The following is a 22,656-nucleotide window of genomic DNA, read 5'->3' as shown; positions in this document are numbered from 1 at the left end:
CCGTTGGGAAAGGACGTGACGCCATGTCCCTCGCCGCCGGTGCCTGGGGCGACGCGATGGTCAAGTTCGGCAACGGCCTCGGTGCGATCGCCGGCTTCCTCGGCATCCTGTTGCTGGTCTTCCTGGTCGCCGGCCGCGCCTCCGGCCGGATCGCCCGCCCGCTGGCCGTGCTGGTGCTGCTCGGCCCGGCGGTGGTCCTGCTGCTGCTCGGCCTGGTCGCGCCGCTGGTCCGCACCGTCTACCTGAGCCTGTACAGCGACGACAGCAGCCGCTTCGTCGGCGGCGAGAACTTCGGCTGGGCCCTCACCACCGACTCGGTGCGCGAGGTGCTGGTCAACACGCTGCTCTGGCTGGTGATCGCCCCGCTGGCGGCGACCGGGCTCGGGCTCGTGCTGGCCCTGCTGGTGGACCGGATGCGCGGCCAGGCGGTCTACAAGTCGCTGATCTTCATGCCGATGGCGATCTCCCTGGTCGGCGCCTCGATCATCTTCAAGTTCGTCTACGAGTCGCGGGACCACTCGCAGCGGCAGATCGGCCTGCTCAGTCAGCTGGCGATCTGGCTGGGCTGGGACGACCCGCCGAACTGGATGCTCGCCCAGCCGCTCAACACCTTCCTGCTGATGGCCGTCATGGTGTGGGTGCAGACCGGCTTCGCCATGGTGGTGCTGTCGGCGGCGATCAAGGCGATCCCGGACGAGGTCACCGAGGCGGCCCGGCTGGACGGCGCCCAGGGGCTGCGGCTCTTCCGGCACATCACCGTGCCGATGATCCGCACCACGGTGGTGGTGGTGCTGACCACGGTGATGATCACCACGCTGAAGGCCTTCGACATCGTCCGCACCATGACCGGAGGCAACTTCGGCACCCAGGTGCTGGCCAACGAGATGTACTCGCAGTCCTTCGTCCAGTTCAACACCGGACGGGGCAGCGCGCTGGCGGTGATCCTCTTCCTCGCGGTGCTGCCACTGGTGGCCTACAACATCCTCCAGCTGCGCAAGGAGCGTGCGGTCCGATGAGCGTACGGCGGGACGGCGGCGCCGTCCGGAAGGCCTTCTCCGCACCGCTGGCCTCGGTGTTCGTGATCGTGGTGACGGTGCTGTGGACCGTGCCCACCCTGGGGCTGCTGGTCACCTCGCTGCGTCCGAAACGGGACGTCACCGCGGACGGCTGGTGGAACGCCCTGCTCCACCCGGACCTCGGGCTGGACAACTACCACACCGTGCTGTTCGAGGGCGGCTCCGGCGTCTCCACCGGTCTGATGCCCTTCCTGGTGAACTCGCTGGCGATCAGCGTCCCGGCCACGCTCTTCCCGCTGGCGCTGGCGGCGATGGCCGCCTACGCGCTGGCCTGGGTGCGGTTCCGGGGCAGCGACACCCTGTTCTTCGTGGTCTTCGCGCTCCAGGTGGTGCCGCTGCAGATGGCGCTGATCCCGCTGCTCCAGCTGTTCTCGGGCGGTGCGCACCTGGGCTCGCTGACGCTGCTGCCGGCGCTCGACCTCAAGGGCACCTACGCGCCGGTGTGGCTGGCGCACACCATGTTCGCGCTGCCGCTGGCGATCTTCCTGCTGCACAACTTCATCGCCCAGCTTCCCCGTGACCTGATGGAGGCGGCGGTGGTGGACGGCGCCTCGCACTTCAAGATTTTCCGTTCGATCGTGCTGCCGCTCTGCACGCCCGCGCTGGCCTCGTTCGCGATCTTCCAGTTCCTCTGGGTCTGGAACGACCTGCTGGTGGCGCTCACCTTCGCCGGTGGCACCCCGGAGGTGGCGCCGATGACGGTCCGACTGGCGCAGCTGTCCGGGTCCTTCGGCGGGCGGTGGGAGCTGCTGACGGCGGGGGCGTTCCTGTCCATCGTGATTCCGCTGGCGGTGTTCTTCGCGCTCCAGCGCTACTTCGTGCGCGGGCTGCTGGCCGGTTCGGTCAAGGGCTGACACCGTTCCGCCCGTTCAGCCCGGCCAGCCGTTCTGCTCGGTCGGCCTGATTCGCCTGGTCGCCCGTTCCGCCCGGCCGCCCGTTCCGCCCGGTCGGCCTGATTCGCCTGGTCGCCCGTTCCGCCCGGCCGCCTGTTCCGCCCGGTCGACCTGTTCGCCCGCTGCCCGGTGCTGCCCGCGGGAACGTCAGGGTTCAGGCCGTTCCATGGCGAATGTGACGATTTCGTGGACACGATCGGTGGGTTGCCGGTACACCGTTAGGGGCTGGTCGGCCGAGATGACACAGGGGGGCGGTCATGGCAGACACGGGCACACGCCTGGGCGGGCGCACGGACAGACACGGTGGCGGTCGGAGCGCCGGGCGCGCGGGAGGACGGTGGTGGCGCCGGGCCGGAGTCCTGCTGGCCGCCCTGACCACGGCGGCGGCGGTGGTGGCCGGGCCGGGCGCGCCCCCGGCGGAGGCCGTCACGGCGACGCTCGGCAGTACGGCGGTCGGCACCGCCACCGACACGGCCGACTCCAACTACCTCAACGCCTCGCGGTACGTGACCGGTTCGGCCGGCGGAACGGTCAGCAGCGTCTCGGTGTACGTGGACGGCGTGGACGCCGCGCCCAACAACCGCTTCCAGACCGCGATCTATCAGGACAACGGCGGCAGCCCGGGCGCCCTGCTGGCGAGCAGCGCGACCGCCACCCTCACCGGACCGGGCTGGAACACCGTCCCGTTGACGGCGAGCCTGACCGCCAACACGCCGTACTGGCTGGCCTACAACACCAACGGCTCCGGTCCGGCGGTCAACAACCTGCGCTACAGCCCGGGCGGCACCAGCGTGTACGGCAACGGCGGCCTGGCGTTCGGCAACTGGCCGGCCACCGCGGGCGCGGTCACCAGCAGCGGGCTGAGCTTCTCGATCTACGCCACCTACACCACCGAGGCGGCCCCGCCGCCCCCGCCGCCCGGAGCGGGCCCGGGCGCCGAGGGCCCGATCCTGCTGGTCACCAGCCAGGCCAATCCGTACACCCGGTACCTGGCCGAGATCCTCAAGGCCGAGGGCCTGAACGCCTACCGCCAGGTGGACGTCTCGGCCGTGACCGCGTCGGTGCTCGCCTCCGCCGACGTGGTGCTGCTCGGCGAGATGCCGCTCACCGCCGCCCAGGCCGCGCTGTTCACCAACTGGACCAACGGTGGCGGCGAACTGGTCGCGATGCGCCCGGACCGGCAGCTCGCGCCGCTGTTCGGGCTCACCCCGGCCACCGGCACCCGCGCCGACGCCTGCCTCAAGGTGAACACCGGCGCCGCGCCCGGCGCCGGGATCACCGGTGACACCATGGGCTACCACGGCCCCGCGGACCTCTACACGCTGAACGGCGCCACCGCCGTCGCCACGCTGTACAGCGACTCCGCGACCGCGACCGCCAACCCGGCGGTCAGCCTGCGCACGGCCGGCAGCGGCCGCGCCGCCGCGTTCAGCTACGACCTCGCGAAGTCGGTGGTGCAGACCCGGCAGGGCAACGCCGCCTGGGCCGGCCAGCAGCGCGACGGCGTCGATGGCTACGAGGCCAGCGAGATGTTCTTCGGCACCGGCGGCCAGCCCGACTGGAACGACCTGGACAAGGCGCTGATCCCGATCGCCGACGAGCAGCAGCGGCTGCTCGCCAACCTGCTCACCCAGCTCGCCTCCACCGACCGGCCGCTGCCGCGCTTCTGGTACTTCCCGCGCGACGTCAAGGCCGTGGTGGTGATGACCGGGGACGACCACGGCGTGGGCGGCACGGCCGGCCGCTGGGACGGCTACATCGCGCAGAGCCCGCCCGGCTGCTCGGTCGCCGACTGGGAGTGCGTCCGCGGTTCCTCCTACATCTACACGGACGACCCGCTCACCCCGGCCCAGGCGAAGGCGTACAGCGACCAGGGCTTCGAGGTCGGCGTGCACGTCAGCACCAACTGCCGCCCCTGGGGCAGCACCTCCGTCCTGCAGGGCTACTACCGGGACCAGCTGGCGGCCTGGCGGGCCAAGTACCCGAACCTGCCGAACCCGTCGAGCAGCCGCACCCACTGCGTGGAGTGGGACGACTGGGCCACCCAGGCGAGGACCAAGCTCGCCAACGGGATCCGGCTGGACACCGACTACTACTTCTACCCGTCGAACTTCACCCAGGACCGGCCCGGCTACTTCAACGGCACGGCGCAGATCATGCGCTTCGCCGACACCGACGGCAGCGTGATCGACGAGTACCAGGCCACCACCCAGCTCACCGACGAGTCCGGCCAGTCGTACCCCGGCACCGTCGACACCCTGCTCGACGCCGCGTACGGGGCCAAGGGCTACTACGCGGCGCTGACCGCCAACATCCACACCGACTTCGCCGCCTCCGCGGCCTCGGACGCGGTCGTCGCCGCCGCCAAGGCGCACGGCGCCCCGGTGGTCTCCGGCCGGCAGATGCTCACCTGGCTGGACGGGCGCAACGCCTCGGCCTTCACCGGGCTGGCCTGGAACGGGAGCACGCTGACCTTCGGCATCACCGGCGGGGCCAACGGACTGCGCGCCATGCTGCCGGTCGACGCGGCCGCCGGGACGCTGACCGGGATCACCTCGGGCGGCCACCCGGTGCCGTACCGGGTCGAGACGGTCAAGGGCATCGCCTACGCGTTCTTCGACGGCGCGGTCGGCTCGTACAGCGCGAGCTACGGGCAGGACACCACCGCGCCCACGGTGATCGGCACCAACCCGGCCGGCGCCGCAGCCGGGGTGGCCCCGGGCACGGCGGTGCGGTTCTCCTTCAACGAGCCGCTGGACCCGGCGAGCGTCGGCGGCGGGTCCGTCACCCTGCGGACCACGGCCGGCGGGGCGGCGGTCGCGGGGTCGGTGGCCCATGACGCGGCGGCGAACGGGGTGGTGTTCACGCCGGCCGCCCCGCTGGCGCTCACGACCGGGTACACCGCGACCGTCCAGGGCGTCCGGGACCGGTCCGGGAACGCCCTGGCCGCCCCGTACACGTTCTCCTTCACCACCGGGGGAGCGGAGCCCCGGACGATCGGGAACACGGCCGTGGGGTCGCTGGTCGACGACACCGACTCCAACCACCTGAACGGCAGCCGGGTGACCACCGGGGCCGATCCGGCGGCGCTCACCGCGCTGAGCGTGCACGTCGGGCCGATCGCCGCGGCGCCCAACAACCGGTACCAGTTGGCCGTCTACACCGACGCGGGGGGCTCGCCGGGCACGCTGGTGGCCGCCACGGCCTCGGGCACGCTGACCGCCAACGCGTGGAACTCGCTGCCGGTGAACCTCACCCTGAGCGCCAACACCTCGTACTGGTTCGTCTACAACACCAACGGCACCAGCACCACGGTGAACAACATGAACTACTCGACCGGCACCGCCGGGCAGGGGGCGTACAGCAACACGGTGGTGCCGTTCGGGACCTGGCCGGCGGACTTCGGGCCCGCGGTGAAGGACTCCTTCCGCTACTCGCTCTACGGGACGTACTGACGCCGGCGCGCTTCGTCCGCGGCTCCTCCCGGTACCTCCCCGGCTTCGGGCCGGGCTCTGTCACAGGGGTGCGACAGAGCCCGGCCCGGTGTTTTTGAACCTGTTCAGAATGGTCTACAGTCGGCTTCGGCCGTGGTGCCCGGTGTTCCCGCCGGTGTGGTTCCGCGTGCTCGTCGGCGGACCGCCCGGAGGGTGGATTCCGCGTTCCCACCCGACCATTGAGGGGGATCCCATGTCCGGATTCAGCATGCCCGCCGCGGACGGAGTGCCGCCCCGGCCCGGTGCCGGCGGTACTGGCGCCGGGGAGGGGGCGGGGGCCGGAGGCGGTGCCGGTGCGCCGGTGGCCGGTCCTGCCGGGGCCTTCGGTCCTGCCGGCGGTCACGGGCCGGGCGGTTACGGGCCCGGTGGTTACGGCGCCGGTGGTTACGGCCCCGGTGCTGCTCCCGGTGCCGGTCCGTACCGGGCGCCCGGCACCCCCGCGCCGCAGCCGTTCCAGTGGCTGCGGCCCAGCGACCCGGAGCGGAAGGCCCCGGCCACCGGCCGGACGGTGCTGGCGGCGGTGCTCGCCGGTCTGCTCAGCTCCTGGCTGCTGATCGACGGACTGGGCGTCAATCTGCTGCTCTGCGCCGCGGTCGTCACGGTCGGTGCCGGGGTCGCCGCCCGGGCCGCCGGTCGTCGGCCGAGGGTGTGGACGGTGCTGTGGAGCGCGCTCGCGCTCGCCCTGCTCGCCGTTCCGGCGCTGTACGAGGCCGACTGGCCGGTGCTGCTGAGCACGGCCTCGGCGGTGGCCCTCGCCTCCCTCGCACTGCACGGCGGACGGCGCTGGACCGGTGTCCTGCTCGCGCTGCCGGGCCTGCTCTGGCAGCTCGTGCCCGGCCTGGTGTGGGCCGGCCGGACCCTGCGCGGCCGTCGTGTCGCCGAGCGGAGCCAGGTGGTCCCGGTGCTCAAGGGCGTGCTGGTGGCGGTGGTGCTGCTGACCGTCTTCGGCGCCCTGTTCGCCGGAGCGGACGCGGCCATGGCGAACGTCCTGGAGAGCCTCGTCCCCAGCCTGGACCTCGGTGAGATCCCGGCTCGCGCGGCCCTGTTCGCGCTCGGTCTGGCGACCGCCCTGGGCTTCGCCCACATCGCGGCGGGTCCGCGGCGCTGGGACCGCACGGAGGTCCGGCCGGGCCGTGCCCGGGGCCGGCTGGAGTGGGCCCTGCCGCTGGCCGCGCTGAACCTCATGTTCGGCGCCTTCGTGGTGCTCCAGGCGGTGGTGGTGCTCGGCGGCGCAGAGGCGATCCTCGAGCGCACCGGGATGAGCCGCTCCGAGTACGCCCGGCAGGGCTTCTGGCAGCTGCTGGTGGTCACCGTGCTGACCCTGGTGGTCGTCGCGCTCGCCAGGCGCTGGGCGCCGCGCGGGACGGAGGCCGACCGCCGGCTGGTGCGGCTGCTGCTCGGCGCGCTCTGCCTGCTGACCCTGGTGGTGGTGGCCTCGGCGCTGGGGCGGATGTGGTTCTACGTGGACGCCTCCGGCCTGACCACCCTCCGGCTCTGGGTGCTGGCGGTCGAACTCTGGCTGGGCGTGGTGTTCGTGCTGCTGATCGTGGCGGGCCTGACCCCGTCGGCGGGCTGGCTGCCGCGTGCGGCGGTGCTGAGCGCGGCGGCGGCCGCCGCCGTCTACGGGCTGATGGGGCCGGACGCGATGGTCGCGGAGCACAACGTGGCCCGGTTCGAGCGGACCGGGCAGATCGATCTGCGCAACGTCCGCCACCTCTCGGCGGACGCCGCTCCGACCCTGGACCGGCTGCCCGGTGACTACCGGACCTGTGCGCTGAGCCTGCTGGCGTACAACCTGCGGACGAAGGGCGACGCGCCCTGGTACGCCACCAGTCTGGCCGAGTCGCGGGCGCACGGGATCCTGGCCGAACGGCCGATGCCGGAGCACTACTCGTACGCGGAGGACGCCTGCGACCGGGTGGGCATGAACCGCGACTACGCCTTCGAGGGCTGAGCGCGGGGGTCCGGGGCCGGGGGGCCGGGGCGGGGCCGGGGCGGGGGGTCTGGGGCGGGGTCGGGGTGCGTCGGGGGTGGGGGATGCGAGGGGGCCGGTCGGGAGTGTGCTCCCGACCGGCCCCTGCGGTGTTGCGTCCGGTGCGCCCGCCGAGGCGGGGTCCGGGTCAGTGCATGGCGACGCCGGCCGCGTCCGAGGGCAGGTCGGAGGCCTTCGCCTTGATGGCGACGACCGCGATCACGAAGGCCAGGCCCGCCATCACGGCACCGACGACGAAGCCGTGCGAGATGCCCTGCGCGAGCACCTCGTTGGCGGCGCCGGTGCCCTTCGGGAACTCCTGCTTCTCCAGCAGCCAGGCCTTCTGCTCCGGGGTGGCCGTAGCCATGAAACCGGGCAGCTGGACCTTGGCCTCGGCGGTGGCGTAGTGCGCGAACACCGTGGTCAGGATCGACAGGCCGAGCGAACCGCCGATCTGCTGCATCGAGTTCAGCAGGCCGGAGGCGGCGCCGGTCTCCTGGCCGGAGACGCCCGCGACGGAGAGCAGCATGACCGGGACGAAGACCAGGCCCATGCCGAACCCGAAGACCACGGTGGGGCCGAGGATGCCGTCCACGTAGCCGCTGTCCGCGTTCATGAAGGTCAGCCAGGTGAGTCCGACGGTGACGAGCAGCGCGCCGCCCGCCATGAACGGCTTCGGGCCGTACTTGGCCTGCAGGGTGGACGCCAGCTGGGCGGCCACGATGATCGAGGCGCTGATCGGCATGAAGGCGAAGCCGGCCTTGAGCGGGCTGTAGTCCAGCGGGCCCTGCACGAAGAGCGTGATGTAGAAGAAGATGCCGAACATGGCGGCGGCGATGCAGAGCATCATCACCAGGCCGCCGGTGCGGTTCCGGTCCGCGAACAGCTTCAGCGGGGTGATCGGCTGCGCCGTGCGGGTCTCGATGACCACGAACGCGGCCACCAGTACGACGCCGGCGGCGAAGGAGCCGAGCGTCACCGGGTCCGTCCAGCCGTCGGACGCGGCGCGGATGAAGCCGTACACCAGGCTGACCAGGCCGAGCGTCGAGGTGAGTGCGCCCGGCAGGTCGAACTTGCCCGGGTGGCGCTCCGACTCGGCGATGTAGCGCGGCGCGGCGAGCGCGATCAGGACGGCGATCGGCACGTTGACGAAGAAGACCCAGCGCCAGTCGAGGTACTCGGTCAGCAGGCCGCCGGCCAGCAGGCCGATCGCGGCACCCGAACCGGCCACCGCGGAGAACACGCCGAAGGCCCGGTTGCGTTCGGGCCCCTCGTCGAAGTTGGTGGCGATCAGGGCGAAGGCCGTCGGCGAGCAGATCGCGCCGCCGATGCCCTGGAGCGCGCGGGCGGCCAGCAGCATGCCGCCGTCCTGCGCGAAGCCGCCGAGCAGCGAGGCCAGCCCGAACAGCAGCGTGCCGGCGATGAAGACCCGGCGTCGGCCGAGGATGTCGCCCGCGCGTCCGCCGAGCAGCAGCAGGCCGCCGAAGGTGAGCGTGTAGGCGTTGATCACCCACGAGAGGTTGGTGGTGGAGAACTCCAGCGCGTCCCGGATCTGCGGCAGCGCGATGTTCACGATGGTGGCGTCGAGCACCACCATCAGCTGCGTGGCCGCGATGACGGCGAGGGTGATGCCCTTGTTCGGGCCGTGCCCGCTGCGCGTCGGAGAGTTCTTGCTGAGTGTGTTGGAGATAGCCAAGTTGATGCCCCCTGCTGGCTACTGCTTCGTATGCTGCGGACCCTGGGGTCCGGCCCGGCCCGTCGGCGTCCCGCGGACTATGAAGGAACGGTATCGTTCACTACTGTGGACGATAGCGTCGGCGAGATTATGAACGCAAGCGTTCCTTAGGGTTGGTGATGATGGATCAATTGGTGCGGCGCCAGGCGAAGGAACGCTCGGCCGATCGGCAGGCCCCCCGGGTCGAGGCGGAGCGCACGCTCGAGCCCACGCGGGGCCCCTGTCCGGTCCAGGCCGTGGCCGAGGCGCTGACCAGGCCGGCGCGGCGGCGCGGGCGGGAGCTGGAGGCGGCGATCTTCGAAGCGACGCTCGATCAGCTCACCTCCGGCGGGTTCGCACGGCTGACGATGGAAGGGGTCGCCGGTGCCGCGCGCACCGGAAAGGCCGCGCTGTACCGGCGGTGGGCATCCAAGGTGGAACTCGTCATCGACGCCCTGGACTCCACTCTCCCACGCCCCACCGACACCCCGGACCTCGGGTCCGCCCGCGAGGAACTGCGGCACCTGGTCGAGAGTTTCGCCTCGGTGGCCCGCTCCCGCGCGGGCGGCGCCGTGACCGCGGTGATGGCCGAGTTGGACCACGAACAGGCCCAGCTCTTCAAGGACTTCATCGCCCAGCGGATGATCGAGCCCACCAAGGGCGTGATCCTGGACATCCTCCGCCGGGGCGCCGAACGCGGCGACGTCCGGCCGGACGCGGCCACCCCGCTGGTCGCCGACGTCGTCCCGGCGATGCTGCTGTACCGGGTGAAGGTCTGCGGGCGCCAGGTCGGGTCCGAGTTCGTCGACCAGCTGGTGGACGAGGTCCTCGTCCCGCTGATCCGGGTCCCTCCGGTCCGGAGCTGAGGGGACGGCCCGCTCCCGGGCCCGGGGGCGGGCCTCCGGCGCGGCCCGGGTGGGGTGCTCGGTCGGGCTCGGGCTCGGGCTCGGGACGGGGTGGGGACGGGGTGGGGACCGGGCCCCGGGGCGGGAGTGGGGTCGGGCCCGGGCCCGGGGCGGGGGTGTGGGCGGGTGGCTTAGGCTGGAGGCCGACCAGCTGAACGGACCCCCCTCATGCCCATCGTCCCGCCGACGCACTCCGTCGAGCGCTCGTTGCGCCGGTCCGGCGCCAAGATCGTGGTCGGCCTCGACGAGGTCGGGCGTGGTGCCTGGGCCGGTCCGGTCACCGTGGGCGCGGCCGTCACCGGCCTGCGCCGGCCTCCCGAGGGGCTGACCGATTCCAAGCTGCTCACCCAGCTCCGCCGTGAGGCGCTCGCACCCGTCCTCGCCGACTGGGTTTCCGCCTACGCCCTCGGTCACGCCTCCGCCGCGGAGTGCGACGAGCTCGGGATGACGGCCGCGCTGCGACTGGCCGCCGTGCGCGCGCTGGAGGCACTGCCGGTGGAGCCGGACGCGGTGATCCTGGACGGCAAGCACGACTACCTCGGCGGCCCCTGGCAGGTGCGCACGGTGATCAAGGGCGACCAGTCGTGCATCTGCGTGGCCGCCGCCTCCGTGCTCGCCAAGGTCCACCGCGACGGCATGATGGCCGAACTCGGCGAGGAGCACCCCGAGTACGCCTTCGCCGACAACGCCGGTTACCCCTCCCCGGTCCACCGGGCCGCACTGGAGGAGCTCGGGCCGACCGAGCACCACCGCCTCTCCTGGTCCTATCTGGACGCGCTGCCCGAGTGGCGCCATCTGAAGCGGACCCGGACGGTGCCCGGCCCCGCCGGGACGGTCTCCGCGGAGTCCGCCGGGGAGCAGCTCGCGCTCGGTTTCTGACGCTACGTCTGGATATTTCGACCGCGGACCGTAGGGATCGAGGTGCCCAATGGGTGGGGCGCCCGTGCGCGTTCGACCGGCATTTGATAGATATCCGGGTATGCCTGTCTTCCCCGAGGAGCCGGAGATCAACGAGAGCCTCCCGGGCCCCGGCGTTCCCAGTCCCCGCGAGTCGGACGCACAAGCCCTCCACGCGCCGTCCACCGGCGGCGCGACCCCCGTCGTACCGTCGGCCGCCGGCCCCGCGCCGGTCCAGGTGCCGGGGCCCCGCCCCGCACCGCCGCGGGCGGCGCGGCCGCGTTCGACGAGCGCGCGTGCGGACCGTCCGGGGCCGTCGCCGCGGCCGAGCCCGATCCCCAAGCCCGGTCCTCGACCCGCGCCGCAACCGGCGCCGGTCGAGGTACGGCACGTCCCCGCCAGCAGGGCGGCGGCGCTGGACCGCGCCGACGAGACCGTCGACCTGCTGCTGGACGCCGGCCGTGAGCCCGGCGCCGTCCTGGTGCTGACCGTCGGTGCGGCGCACCCGTGGCAGCAGCACGAACTCTCCTTCGGCGAGGAGCGCTACTGGGCGCAACTCACCGAGGGCGGCGACGTCTTCTACGCCGACGCGGAGCTGACCCGCCCGGTCCGCCGACCGGTGGTCGTACTGGTCGTCAACGGCGGTTCGGCCGCACGTGCCGCGTCGGCGTACGCCAAGGCACTGCGGTACGCGGAGGAACTGCTGGTGGTCTGCGGCGGCACCGACCCGGCGGTCGCCGGTACGGCGCTCGCCGTCGCCGGCGCACCCGGACCGCGCGTTCTGCCCGCCTGACGCCCGCGCCCGGATCCGCGACCCGCGGGGGCCCCTAGGCCCTCGCGGCTCCGGTCTTCCGGCCCGGTCGACCGCTCTGCCGGCGGCTCTGCCCGGCCCTGTGCCGTGCCCTCCTCCCCGTCCGTTCCGTCCCGGCCCGGCGCCCCGTGGGTGCCGGGCTTCGGCATGTCCGGGACCGGGGACCGCAGGACCTGCAGTCCCCGGGGCCCTGGCGCCCCGGGGCTGCCGCGGAAGGGCGGTGCGGGAGGGCGGTGCGGTAAGGCGTGCGGAAGGGCAAGGGGTGCCGGGCCGCTCGACCGGCCGGCGGCGGCGCCGCATCCGGTGCGTACCGGACCGGCGTCCGCCGTCACGGACCGCGGACGGGTGGCCGTCCGGTCAGCGGGTGCCGGTGCGCCGGGCCGGCTCGATCGCCGTGACCCGGGCGGGCGTCCACGGGCGGTCGCCCTGGCGGGACCGCTGGGGCCGTTCGCCGCGCTGCGGCCGTTCGGTCGCCGGCCGCAGGGGCCGCTGGCCGTGCGATCCCTCCAGCGCGGTGCGCGGTGGCAGCTCGGTCACCGTGTGGACCGGACCTTCCGTCCACGAACCCGCGTGCGGATTGCGGCCGCTCCGTCCGTCCCCGAGGATCTGCCAGCCGGCGGGGGTCAGCGCCACGTACGCTCCGCAGCGCAGCCCGTGCAGGGTGGCGGCGTCCCGCAGGGCCCACATCCACGCGCCGTCCTGCTCCGTCCAGCCGGCCGCGCCCTCCCGGCAGCGCAGCAGTACGGCCGTCCGGGCCGGGCTGGGCAGGCGCAGGTCGTGCGGGGTGACCTGGCGCAGGTGGGCGAGGATCGCGTTGCGGTGCTGCCAGCCGTCCGCATCGTGCGGCCAGGGGGCGAAGGAGGCCGAGGCGGTCACCCGGTGCTCGGGGTCCAGGACGGCGACCACGACCGTGCCCGGCGGCGGCAGGTGCCGCTGGTGCAGCTCCAGCACGAAGTCGCGGGGCTCGCGGAGCAGCGGGATCCCCGAGTCCGCCCAGGTCTCCAGGTCGAGCATCCGTCTGGGCGACGAGCTCCGGGCGAGGGGATACTGACCTCGGTCGATGCCGCTGATCACGATCCTCCTTCCCGACCCACGGGCGCGCGGGTGCATGCGTACGCCGAAGGCACCGTCCATGGGACTGGGCTCCGGGTACGGTCCAATTCTCAGGGTAGGAGGGGTGGAGCGGCAATGATGAAATGATGAACGCCGCCCGAAAGCCAACGTTCTGCCGGATATATTCCACGGTCGCGCGAAACCGGCCAGGACGCCTCCGGGCCGCGATCCGGCCGTGTCGCAGCGCACTCCGAAGCAGGTCCGACACCTTCGTTCCTCCTTTCCCGTGATCGTCTCCCGTTGGTCCGTCCGGTCGATCGCCGCTTTCGGCGCCGCCGCCGGTCCGTTCCCGTGCTGTTCCCGGCCTCCCGCCGTACCCCGCTCGCCGGCTGCTCCGCTCCCGGCACCGGACCCGGGGTGGAGCAGGTACGGAGCCGGGAGCGCCGCGTCGGCGCCCTCCGTCAGCCCTGGACCGCCAGGACGAGCGGCAGCACGGCGCTCGCCCCGGCCCGGCGCAGCAACCGGGCGGCCACGGTGACCGTCCACCCGGAGTCGACCAGGTCGTCCACCAGCAGTACCGGTCCGCCGGCGGCCGCCAGTGCCGCGGCCAGCTCCGGCGGCAGGGTGAGCGCGCCGGCCACCGAGTTCAGCCGCTGGGCGCTGTTGCTGCGCGAGCCGTGCGGCGGTTGGCCGGTCGCGTACTCGATCCGCCCGAGCAACGGCATCCGCCCGATCTCGGCGATCCTGGCGCCGAGGCTGCCGACGAGCTGGGGCCTGGAGGAGGAGGCCATGGTGACCACACCGACCGGCCGGTCCAGCCGGCCGCCGTCGGCCGCCTCCGGGCCGGCCCAGCCGCCCGGCCCGCGCGCCCAGTCGGCCAGCACGGTGACCAGCGCGTCCACCGCCTCACCGGGGACCGGCCCGTCCGGGGCCTGGTCGGCGAGCAGGGACCGCAGCCGGTTGCCCCAGCCGATGTCCGAGAGCCGGCCGAGTGCCCGGCCCGACTCGGCCTGCTCCCCGGCCGGGATACGGCCCTTGAGCGGGACGCCCAGGGCGTCCATGCCGGTGGGCCAGAGCCGCCGCGGCTCGAAACCGACGCCGGGGCGGCCCAGCGCGGCCCGGGCCGACTCCAGCGCCTGGGCCGAGACCTCGGGCCCGTGCAGCGGCCCGGCGCAGTTGTCGCACCGCCCGCACGGCACGGCCTCCTCGTCGTCCAGCTGGCGGCGCAGGAACTCCATCCGGCAGCCGCCGCCGGTCGCGTACTCGCGCATCGCCCGCTGCTCGGCCTCCCGGGAGGCGGCCACCTTGGCGTAGCGGGCGCTGTCGTACTCCCAGCTCCGGCCGGTGGCCGTCCAGCCGCCCTTGACCCGGCGGACGGCGCCGTCCACGTCGAGCACCTTGAGCATGGTCTCCAGCCGGGCGCGGCGGAGGTCCACCCGGGGCTCCAGCGCGGCGGTGGAGAGCGGCCGGCCGGCCTCGGCCAGCGCGTCGATGGTGCGGCGGACCTGCTCCTCGGGCGGGAAGGCCAGCGAGGCGAAGTAGCGCCAGATCGCCTCGTCCTCGCGGCCGGGCAGCAGCAGCACCTCCGCCCGGTCGACGCCGCGCCCGGCCCGGCCGACCTGCTGGTAGTAGGCGATCGGGGAGCTGGGCGAGCCGAGGTGGACCACGAAGCCGAGGTCGGGCTTGTCGAAGCCCATGCCGAGGGCGGAGGTGGCGACCAGCGCCTTGACCCGGTTGGCCAGCAGGTCGGCCTCGGCGGTGCGGCGCTCGGCGTCCTCGGTGCGGCCCGAGTAGGAGGCCACCGCGAAGCCCCGCTCGCGCAGGAAGGCCGTCACCTCGTCGGCGGCGGCGACCGTGAGGGTGTAGACGATGCCGGAGCCGGGCAGCCGGTCGAGGTGGTCGGCGAGCCAGGCCAGCCGGTGCGCCGGATCGGGCAGGGTCAGCACACCGAGGGTGAGGCTCTCGCGGTCGAGCGGGCCGCGCAGCACCAGGGCGTGCTCGTCGCCGGCGCCGGTGCCGAGCTGCTCGGCGACGTCGGCCGTGACCCGGGCGTTGGCCGTGGCGGTGGTGGCCAGTACCGGGACTCCGGGGGTGAGCTCGGCGAGCATGGTGCGCAGCCGGCGGTAGTCGGGCCGGAAGTCGTGGCCCCAGTCGGAGATGCAGTGGGCCTCGTCGACCACCAGCAGGCCGGTGGAGGCGGCGAGCTTGGGCAGCACGTGGTCGCGGAAGTCGGGGTTGTTCAGCCGCTCGGGGCTGACCAGCAGGACGTCGACGGCCCCGGCGGCGACCTCGGCCTGGACGGCGTCCCACTCGTCGGTGTTGGCGGAGTTGATGGTGCGGGCGTGGATGCCGGCCCTGGCGGCCGAGTCGACCTGGTTGCGCATCAGGGCGAGCAGCGGCGAGACGATCACCGTCGGTCCGGCGCCCCGGGCACGCAGCAGGGAGGTGGCGATGAAGTAGACGGCGGACTTGCCCCAGCCGGTGCGCTGCACCACCAGGGCCCGGCGGTGGTCGACCACCAGGGCCTCGATGGCCGTCCACTGGTCCTCGCGCAGGGTCGCGCCGGGGCCGGCCAGCTCGCGCAGGACGGCCTCGGCCCGGGCCCGGACCTCGGCCCGGTCGGCGGTGGTGGCGGTGGTGTGGGTCTTCGGCTGCTCCATGGCGTCCATGAAACCCCGAGGGACCGACAGCGGGCGAACGGCGATGGGCGAGGAGCGGGCGAAGTCCGGAGGTATTTCATCCGTTCTTCTGCTGAACGGCCGTCATTTTTCCCTCGGGCGAGTGGCGCGGCCGTACGCCGAACGAGGGAGGAGTTATTCACAGGCCGGGTTTATCCACAGATTCCGAAGAATTTTCCGAGGGTCCCGGGAAATTGGGACAGCCTTCGGGCCATGACCGACGCACACATCGCGCTTCCCTTCGGCGAGGGCCCCGGTGGCCGTTCGCTCACCATGCGGGGCCCGGCCGACATGGCCGAGGCGCTGCCCTACCTCCTCGGCTTCTTCCCGGACGACAGCATCGTCGCCGTCGGGCTGCAGCCGCCCGGCCTGCACCAGGGCGGGGTGATCCGGCTGGACATCCCCGAGTCCGCGGCCGAGTGGCCGTCCGCCGCTGAGGAGACGGCCGCCCTCATGGTCCGGCTCTCCGAGCGGCAGGACCAGCGGCCGGTCCAGGTGCTCCTCTACCTCTGCCAGGACCCGGCCGTGCGGGGGCCGGGCCGGGAGCACGGCCCGCCGGTGGCGGAGCGGCTGAGGCCGCTCGCCGAGCGCTTGCGGCAGTCCTTCGAGAGCCGCGGCGTGCGGGTCAAGGAGTCGCTCTGCGTCTCGGGGGGCCGCTGGTGGTCCTACCTCTGCACCCGGGAGGGCTGCTGCGCGCCGGGGGGACACCCGGTCCGGCGCGAGCCCGGGCCCGGCCCGGTCGCGGTCGCGGCGACCGTCGCCGGTCTGGCGCCGCGCGGCAGTCGCAAGGAGATCCTGGCCGGGCTGGCCCCGATCGGCCCGCCCGGGGCGGAGTCCGCGCGGGCGGCGCTGGCCCGGGCCGGGGCCGGACCGGGAGCCGCTCCGGGCGGGCGGCGGCCGCTCGACCGGCGGGAGGGCGCCCGGCTGGTCGACGCGGCCGTCGCCGAGTTCGTGGCCGGGGCGGCCTCGCTCGACGACGACCGGGCGGCCCGGTTGCTGCTGGCGCTGCAGGACCGGGTCCTGCGGGACCGCGCCGCCGAGTACGCCCGGCCGGCCGAGCTCGCGGCCGCCCGGCGGCTGTGGGCCTTCCTGGCCACCCGCTGCGTCGCGCCCCACGAGCGTCTCGCCGCCCCGCCGCTCACCCTGCTGGCCTGGGTGTCGTGGGTCGCGGGGGACGCCGCGACCGCGCGGGTGGTGCTCGGCCACACGCTCCGCCGGGCCCCCGGCTACCTGCTCGCGCAGTTGCTCTACGAGTCGATGAACGGCGGGTTCGCGCCGGAGGTGCTGCTGGCGAGCATCGAGGAGGAGCGCCACCGCCGCACCGAGCGGGAGCGGGCGGAGGCCGAGGCCGCGGAGGAGGCTCCGGAGTCGTCCCCCGGGCCGGACCTCGGTGGTGCGCCCGGTTCCGCTCCCGGACCCGACCGGGCGGGCGGAGACGGTGCGGAGCCCGGGCCCGGGGGCGCGGCGGCGGGAGCTCCGGCGCGGGGGAAGGCCCGCCGGGGCCGACGGCGGCGCGGTCGCCCGGTGGCGGGCTCGCCGCCCGTCGAGACCCCGCCGGGGTCCGCCGCCCCCGCTTCCGACACCGCCGACCGGGCGGAGCCGCCCGGCAGCCCGGCCGGACCGGACGGTGTCGGGCGGGGCGAGCTCTGCCGGGCACGGGTCCCCGGTCCGGCGCGCGGGGCGGCGGCCGTCCTGCCCGGGGTCCCCGGGCGCCGGGGCACGGGCGCAGCGCAGCGGGGGCAGCACCGTGCGCGATGACCTCCGGGGCGGCCCGGCCTGGGCGGTCGAACGCCGCCCCCGCCGCCGCACCACCGGCCCGGCGCCGGGGCGGTTCCCCGGCCGTCCGGCCGGCCGCCCCGACCGTCGGCCCGACGGCCGGCCGGGGAACCGCCGGGCGGCCCGGGGTGCGGGCGCGCTACACCTCGCCGCGTGCCATCGCGATCAGCCGGTCCAGTACCTTGCCCCCGCTGACCCGGAGGCCGTCGTGCTCCCACTCGTTGGTGATCCAGGTCCGCACCCCCCGCACGGCTCGCGCGGTCTCCAGCGAGTCGGCGGTGTCGACGTACATGTCGTCGTGGTACACCGCCGCGAACACCGGCACCTCGTTGGCGGCGAGCACGGCCGGGTCGTACAGGTCCGGCCAGTCGGTGCGGGCGGCGAGCAGTTCGGCGGTCTCCTTCAGCGGGCGCAGCGCCGGGTCGGTGTCGAACAGCCAGGGGTAGATCATCTCCCCGGTGAACAGCACCGGCGCACCCGACTCCAGCGCGGCGCGGGCGTCGAACTCCGGGAACTCCGCGCGCACCCGCTCGGCCGCCCAGGCGGTCCCGGCCGGGTCCACCGATCGCTGGCCGTAGATCGACTCGTGCAGGACGGCGTAGAGCGGGCCCTGGGCGAAGGACAGCTGCGCCTGGACGCCGGCGAGGAAGGTGTCGGAGAGCTCGGGGCCTTCCACACCCTCCACCCAGGCCTCCTCGAGCAGGTAGTGGAGGGTGCCGGAGCCGCTGCCGGTGCCGAGCAGCATCCCGAGGGCCTGGAACGCCTCGACAGTGAGCAGCCCGCCGTCGGGCAGGGTGGCCGGGGTCCCGGCGAGGTGCCCGGCGATCCGCCGCACCGCGTCGACGTCCTGCGGGAACCGCGCGTAGTGGTCCTCGTTCTTGCCGACGACCCGCGGGTACGCGGCCCGGTAGACGTCGGCGGCGGAGCTGCGCAGACCGGCCAGGCCGCCGGTGACGAAAGCCCGGTCCAGTCCCTCGGGAGCGATCGAGAGGTAGGTGAGGGTGCAGAAGCCGCCGAAGCTCTGACCGAGCACGCTCCAGCGGCGGTCCCCGCCGAGCAGCCGGCGGCGGATCAGTTCGGCGTCCCGCACGATCGAGTCGGCGCGGAAGTGCGCCAGGTACTCGGCCTGTTCCTTGGCCCCGCCCCGCCGGGCCAGCGTCTGCCGGGTCGCGGGCGTGGACCGCCCGGTGCCGCGCTGGTCGAGCAGGAGCACCCGGTGGTCGTCGAGCGCGCGCTCCAGCCAGCCGTCCCGGCCGAGCGGCCGGCCGGCCTTGCCCCCCGGTCCGCCCTGGAGGAAGAGCAGCCAGGGCAGGTCGGTGTCCCCGGTCCGGCCCGAGGCCACCACCTCGCGGGCGTACACCTCGATCTGCTCGCCCTGCGGGGCGGCGTGGTCGAGCGGCACCTGGAAGACGTGGTCGGTGAAGGCAATCCCGGGCAGCCGGCTGGCGGTCGACATACAACTCCTCGGTCTCTGCTGGTCACAGCGGTCGCGTCGGCTCCGCCCGGGGTTGCCGGTGGCGGCGCCGCGACCCCCGCACCGTATCCTGGCCGCGGCCCGGGGCCGCCTCCGGCGGCGGCCGCCCGCGACCGCCCACCCGGCGGACCGTGCGGCCGGGCCGGGACCACGGATCGGCGGCCCCGGCGGGCAGCGCGCGGTCGCGGCGCACCGGGCGGGCCTCGGACGCCCGGCGGGCGTGACCTGTGACCGGTGTCCGGCGTTGACCCCGGGGGCCCTGCGCCCGGGCGTCACCGCCCCGGACGGGGCGGACCGGGACCCGACCCGGCACCGGTGACGGCGCCGCCGGACGGGGTGCGGAACGGGCCTCGGTCCGGCCGTCGCCGGGGCAGGACGGGGCACCGGTTCCGGGGCCGGCGGCGGAGTGCGGTCGGACCGTCGGGCCCGACCGGGCAACGGGGAGGCGGGGGCCTCCGGGCGCGAGAACGCCCGGGGACCAACGACGCGGGACGGGTACCGACCGGGTACCCGGCACCGCATGGCACGGCCCGGCACCGGGTACGGCCAGACACGGCACAGACCGGCGGGGGTTCCGCCGGTCCGGAACCAGCACGCGATCGAGCATGCTCGCGGCCCATCGGCCTGACCGGCCACCGGACCGCCGAGGGGAGGAGAGTCCGGTGACCGCGATGAGGCCGCCACAGGCCGCACCGGCCGAGAGTGTGGTCGGCGCGCCGAGACCGGCGGGCCGGCCGGACCAGGCCCACCCGGCCGGTCCAGGTGGTCCGGCCAGGTCCGCGCCCCCGCGCCCGCAGCCGGCCGCGGTCCACCACGCGGTGCTGTGTGTGAAGGCGCCGGCGATGGCCGCCTCGGACTCCGACGGCCAGCTGCGCGGGCACGGCCTGCACGGCTTCTACCGCTCCGGCGTCCGAGTGGTGGCCCGGATGGAGCTGCGGCTCGGCGGGATCGAACCGCTCCCGCTCCAGGGCACCCTGACCACGGCGGCCCAGGCCCGGTTCCTGGGGGCCGTCCGCCTCCCCGGCGACCTCGACCCGGACCCGGCGCTCACCGTCGAGCGGCTGCGGCACGCCGACGGCGTGGAGACCGTCACCGTGCGCAACGCCGGTGGCCGTCCGGCCCGCCTGCCGCTGGAGATCGCGCTCGCCACCGATCTCGGTCCGGTCGCCGAGATCGCCGCCGGCCACCGCTCCCCGGACCTGCCCGGCCAGGTCCAGTCCGCGGGGCTGCGCTGGGCGGGGCCGACGCACAGCGCCACGGTCAGTGCCCAGCCGTCGCCGCACGCCGTGCTGGCCGGCGCCGGTGTGCTGCGCTGGGACCTCGACGTCCAGCCGGGCGCGCGCTGGTCGGTCGAACTCCGGGCCGAGCTGGAGAGCACGGTGCCCGCCCCGCGCCCGCCCGGCGGTCGCGGCCCCGGTGTCCCGCTGCCCTGGGCCGAGCCCGAGGTGCGCTGCGACGACCCGCGGGTGGCCCTGCTGGTGTCGCGCTCCCTGGACTCCCTGGGGGGTCTGCTGTTCGCCGACCCGGACCGGCCGACCGACCTGTACCTGGCCTCCGGCGCGCCCTGGCGCTTCGGCCTGGCCCCGGCCGACGCGCTCTGGGCGGCCCGGCTGACCCTGCCGCTCGGCACCCGGCTGGCCGCCGGCACCCTGCGCGCCCTGGCCCGTCGTCAGCAGCAGTCCGCCGCCGGGGCGGGCGGGCCCGGTCAGGGCGGCCGTCGCCCGGACGGGCTGCTGCCCGGCGCGCTGCGGCACGGCGGTCCCGAGCTGCCGCCGACCTGCACCGCCACCGAGGCCACCCTGCTGTTCGTGACCGTGCTGGCCGAGGCCTGGCGGTGGGGCCTGCCCCGGGCGGAGGTCGCCGAACTCCTCCCGGCCGCCGAGCGGGCGCTCGGCGCGCTGCGCGAGGGCCTGGTGGACGGCTTCGTCACCGACCTGAGCCGCCCGGCCGAGGAGCGCGCCGCCCACCCGGTGCCGGCCAGGGCCGAGGTCCAGGCCCAGGCGCACCGGGCGGCCCTGCACGGGGCCGACCTGCTGGCGGCCTTCGGCCGGCCCGGCGCCGAGGAGTGGCAGGGCTGGGCGGCCGCCCTGCGCGGCCGGTTCCGCGAGCGGTTCTGGCTGGACGACCTGTCCGGCGGGCGCCCGGCCGCCGGGCTCGCCCCGGGCGGGCAGCCGCTGCCCGCGGTGGCCGCCTCCCTGGTCCACCTGTTCGACCCCGGCCTCGCCGCCGACGGCGGCCGCCACGAGACCCTGCTGGACCGCGAGCAGACCAGGCTGCTCGCCCAGCGGCTGGCGGCGCCCGAGCTGGACAGCGGCTGGGGGCTGCGCACGCTCAGCGCCAAGTCCCCCCGGTTCAACCCGCTCGGCCACCGCAGCGGGGCGGTGCGCGTCCACGAGACCGCGCTCGCGGTCGCCGGGCTCGCCGAGGCCGGCCACGAGAACGAGGCGGGGGCGCTGCTGGAGGGGCTGCTCGCGGCGGCGGCCCACTTCGAGGGACGGCTGCCCGAGATGTACGCGGGGGAGCAGTGGACGCCCGGCTCCCCGCCGGTCCCGCATCCGGGAGCCTGCCGGCCGGCCGCGGTCTCGTCCGCCGGGGCCGCGCACGCGGTGTTCGCGCTCGCCGGGGTCCGGCCGGACGTCCCCGGTGGTCGGGTGCTGGTCCGCCCGGCCAGCACCGCGCCGCTCGGGGAGCTGGAGCTGACCGGACTGCGGGTCGCCGGTGAGCCCTTCTCGGTACGGGTCAGCCGGATCGGCGTGGCGATGGTCGAGGAGGCGTCCGCGGAACTCCAGCTGGTGGCCCGCTGACGTCGCCACTCCCACCGCTGGCGCCCCCGGCCCGGCCCGGCCCGGCCCGCACCGGGCCGGCGCGGCGGAGGGCCGGGGCCGCAGGGTCGCGGGGGCGGTCGCAGCACGGTCCGTACGCGGGCCTGTGCTTATCGTCAGAGAGACGACTATGATCGTCGCCATGTCGCGTTATGACCCGTCGGCCTTCCCCCCGTTCGCAGTCACGGTCGACCTGGTCGTGCTGACGGTGCGCGAGCACGCGCTCTGTGCCCTGCTGGTCCGCCGGGGCGAGCCGCCCTACCAGGGCTACTGGGCACTGCCGGGCGGTTTCGTCCGCCCCGACGAGGGCCTCGCCGAGGCGGCCTCGCGGGAGCTGGCCGAGGAGACCGGCCTGCGGGCCCCCACCGCTCCCGGGCACGACGCGGCCGGGCCCGGTGCCGCCGGCGCCCACCTGGAACAGCTCGCCACCTACGGACACCCCCAGCGCGACCCGCGGATGCGGGTGGTCAGCGTGGCCTACCTGGTGCTCGCGCCCGACCTGCCGACCCCGCGCGCGGGCGGCGACGCCAGCGGCGCCCGGTGGGCCCCGGTCACCGAACTCCTCGGGCCGGACGGCGCCGACGGTGTCCCGCTCGCCTTCGACCACGGGCTGATCCTGGCGGACGGGGTGGAACGCGCCCGTTCCAAGATCGAGTACTCCTCGCTGGCGACGGCGTTCTGTGCGACCGAGTTCACCGTCGGCGAGCTGCGCCGTGTCTACGAGGCGGTGTGGGGCGTGGTGCTGGACCCGCGGAACTTCCACCGCAAGGTCACCGGGACCCCGGGCTTCCTGCTGCCCTCCGGTGGTACCACGACGCGCCAGGGCGGGCGCCCGGCCCAGCTGTTCACCTCCGGCGGGGCCAGTGTGCTCAATCCGCCGATGCTGCGTCCGGAGTCCTGAGCCGCCCGCTCGTCGCGGGGCCGGCCGCGGTCCCCGGTGGGGCCGGACACCCAGCCGGACGCCACCCCGGCCCCTGTTGCTCCTCGTCGGCCCCGGCCCGGCCCGCCGCGGACGGTGCGTCTCGGTCGCAGGATCGGATTGTCCCCTGATCGGGTGAGGTGTGCGGGCGGTCGGCCCGTGGCGCTCCCGC

Annotated in this window: 14 protein-coding genes; 10 read left to right on the top strand and 4 right to left on the bottom strand. The window is 74.9% G+C overall.

The window, feature by feature from the left end; all coding sequences use genetic code 11:
- Positions 1–23: 23 nt before the first annotated feature.
- From BLU95_RS13765 to BLU95_RS13750, 4 genes are all read left to right on the top strand, one after another.
- Positions 24–1,016: a carbohydrate ABC transporter permease gene (locus BLU95_RS13765; RefSeq protein ID WP_093860271.1), complete on the top strand. Its 993-nt coding sequence runs from the start codon at positions 24–26 to the stop codon at positions 1,014–1,016.
- A complete protein-coding gene (locus BLU95_RS13760) occupies positions 1,013–1,930 on the top strand; it encodes a carbohydrate ABC transporter permease (RefSeq protein ID WP_093860270.1) in 918 nt (305 codons plus the stop codon). Before BLU95_RS13765 ends, BLU95_RS13760 begins: the two co-directional genes overlap by 4 nt.
- A gap of 296 nt (positions 1,931–2,226) precedes the next feature.
- Complete coding sequence (locus BLU95_RS13755; RefSeq protein WP_093860269.1) at positions 2,227–5,424, top strand: Ig-like domain-containing domain; 3,198 nt, start codon at positions 2,227–2,229, stop codon at positions 5,422–5,424.
- A gap of 232 nt (positions 5,425–5,656) precedes the next feature.
- On the top strand, positions 5,657–7,417 hold the full coding sequence (locus tag BLU95_RS13750; protein ID WP_093860268.1) for a DUF4153 domain-containing protein: 1,761 nt from the start codon (positions 5,657–5,659) through the stop codon (positions 7,415–7,417).
- 166 nt (positions 7,418–7,583) lie between these two features.
- Here the strand turns inward: BLU95_RS13750 and BLU95_RS13745 are convergent, their stop codons facing one another.
- Positions 7,584–9,131, bottom strand: a complete 1,548-nt coding sequence (locus BLU95_RS13745) for an MFS transporter (RefSeq protein ID WP_400749995.1) — start codon at positions 9,129–9,131, stop codon at positions 7,584–7,586.
- A gap of 158 nt (positions 9,132–9,289) precedes the next feature.
- On the opposite strand from BLU95_RS13745, the gene BLU95_RS13740 reads away from it, so the two are divergent.
- The 3 genes from BLU95_RS13740 to BLU95_RS13730 all read left to right on the top strand — a co-directional run bounded on the left by BLU95_RS13740 (position 9,290) and on the right by BLU95_RS13730 (position 11,744).
- Complete coding sequence (locus tag BLU95_RS13740; protein WP_231978558.1) at positions 9,290–10,015, top strand: TetR/AcrR family transcriptional regulator; 726 nt, start codon at positions 9,290–9,292, stop codon at positions 10,013–10,015.
- Between the two features lie 207 nt (positions 10,016–10,222).
- Positions 10,223–10,933, top strand: a complete 711-nt coding sequence (rnhB, locus tag BLU95_RS13735; protein ID WP_093860266.1) for a ribonuclease HII — start codon at positions 10,223–10,225, stop codon at positions 10,931–10,933.
- Positions 10,934–11,033: 100 nt separating this feature from the next.
- On the top strand, positions 11,034–11,744 hold the full coding sequence (locus BLU95_RS13730; protein ID WP_093860265.1) for a hypothetical protein: 711 nt from the start codon (positions 11,034–11,036) through the stop codon (positions 11,742–11,744).
- A gap of 375 nt (positions 11,745–12,119) precedes the next feature.
- Here BLU95_RS13730 and BLU95_RS13725 read toward each other — a convergent pair whose 3' ends face one another.
- Positions 12,120–12,776: a hypothetical protein gene (locus BLU95_RS13725; protein WP_231978756.1), complete on the bottom strand. Its 657-nt coding sequence runs from the start codon at positions 12,774–12,776 to the stop codon at positions 12,120–12,122.
- A 500-nt stretch (positions 12,777–13,276) separates the two neighbouring features.
- Positions 13,277–15,484, bottom strand: coding sequence for a RecQ family ATP-dependent DNA helicase (locus BLU95_RS13720; protein ID WP_502689839.1), 2,208 nt, complete (start codon positions 15,482–15,484; stop codon positions 13,277–13,279).
- A 222-nt stretch (positions 15,485–15,706) separates the two neighbouring features.
- On the opposite strand from BLU95_RS13720, the gene BLU95_RS13715 reads away from it, so the two are divergent.
- Positions 15,707–17,251: a DUF4192 domain-containing protein gene (locus tag BLU95_RS13715; protein ID WP_093860263.1), complete on the top strand. Its 1,545-nt coding sequence runs from the start codon at positions 15,707–15,709 to the stop codon at positions 17,249–17,251.
- A 157-nt stretch (positions 17,252–17,408) separates the two neighbouring features.
- Here the strand turns inward: BLU95_RS13715 and BLU95_RS13710 are convergent, their stop codons facing one another.
- Positions 17,409–18,725 (bottom strand): alpha/beta fold hydrolase, encoded by a 1,317-nt coding sequence (locus BLU95_RS13710; protein WP_093860262.1) that lies wholly within the window; start codon positions 18,723–18,725, stop codon positions 17,409–17,411.
- 689 nt (positions 18,726–19,414) lie between these two features.
- Between BLU95_RS13710 and BLU95_RS13700 the strand changes: the two genes are divergently transcribed.
- Positions 19,415–21,547 carry an amylo-alpha-1,6-glucosidase gene (locus BLU95_RS13700; RefSeq protein ID WP_093864864.1) on the top strand — a complete coding sequence of 711 codons (2,133 nt, stop codon included), beginning with the start codon at positions 19,415–19,417 and terminating at the stop codon, positions 21,545–21,547.
- Positions 21,548–21,707: 160 nt separating this feature from the next.
- A complete protein-coding gene (locus BLU95_RS13695) occupies positions 21,708–22,466 on the top strand; it encodes an NUDIX hydrolase (RefSeq protein WP_093864863.1) in 759 nt (252 codons plus the stop codon).
- Positions 22,467–22,656: the final 190 nt, after the last annotated feature.

Source organism: Streptomyces sp. TLI_053, assembly GCF_900105395.1.
Classification (GTDB): domain Bacteria; phylum Actinomycetota; class Actinomycetes; order Streptomycetales; family Streptomycetaceae; genus Kitasatospora.
This window is presented reverse-complemented; position numbering and strand designations above follow the sequence as displayed.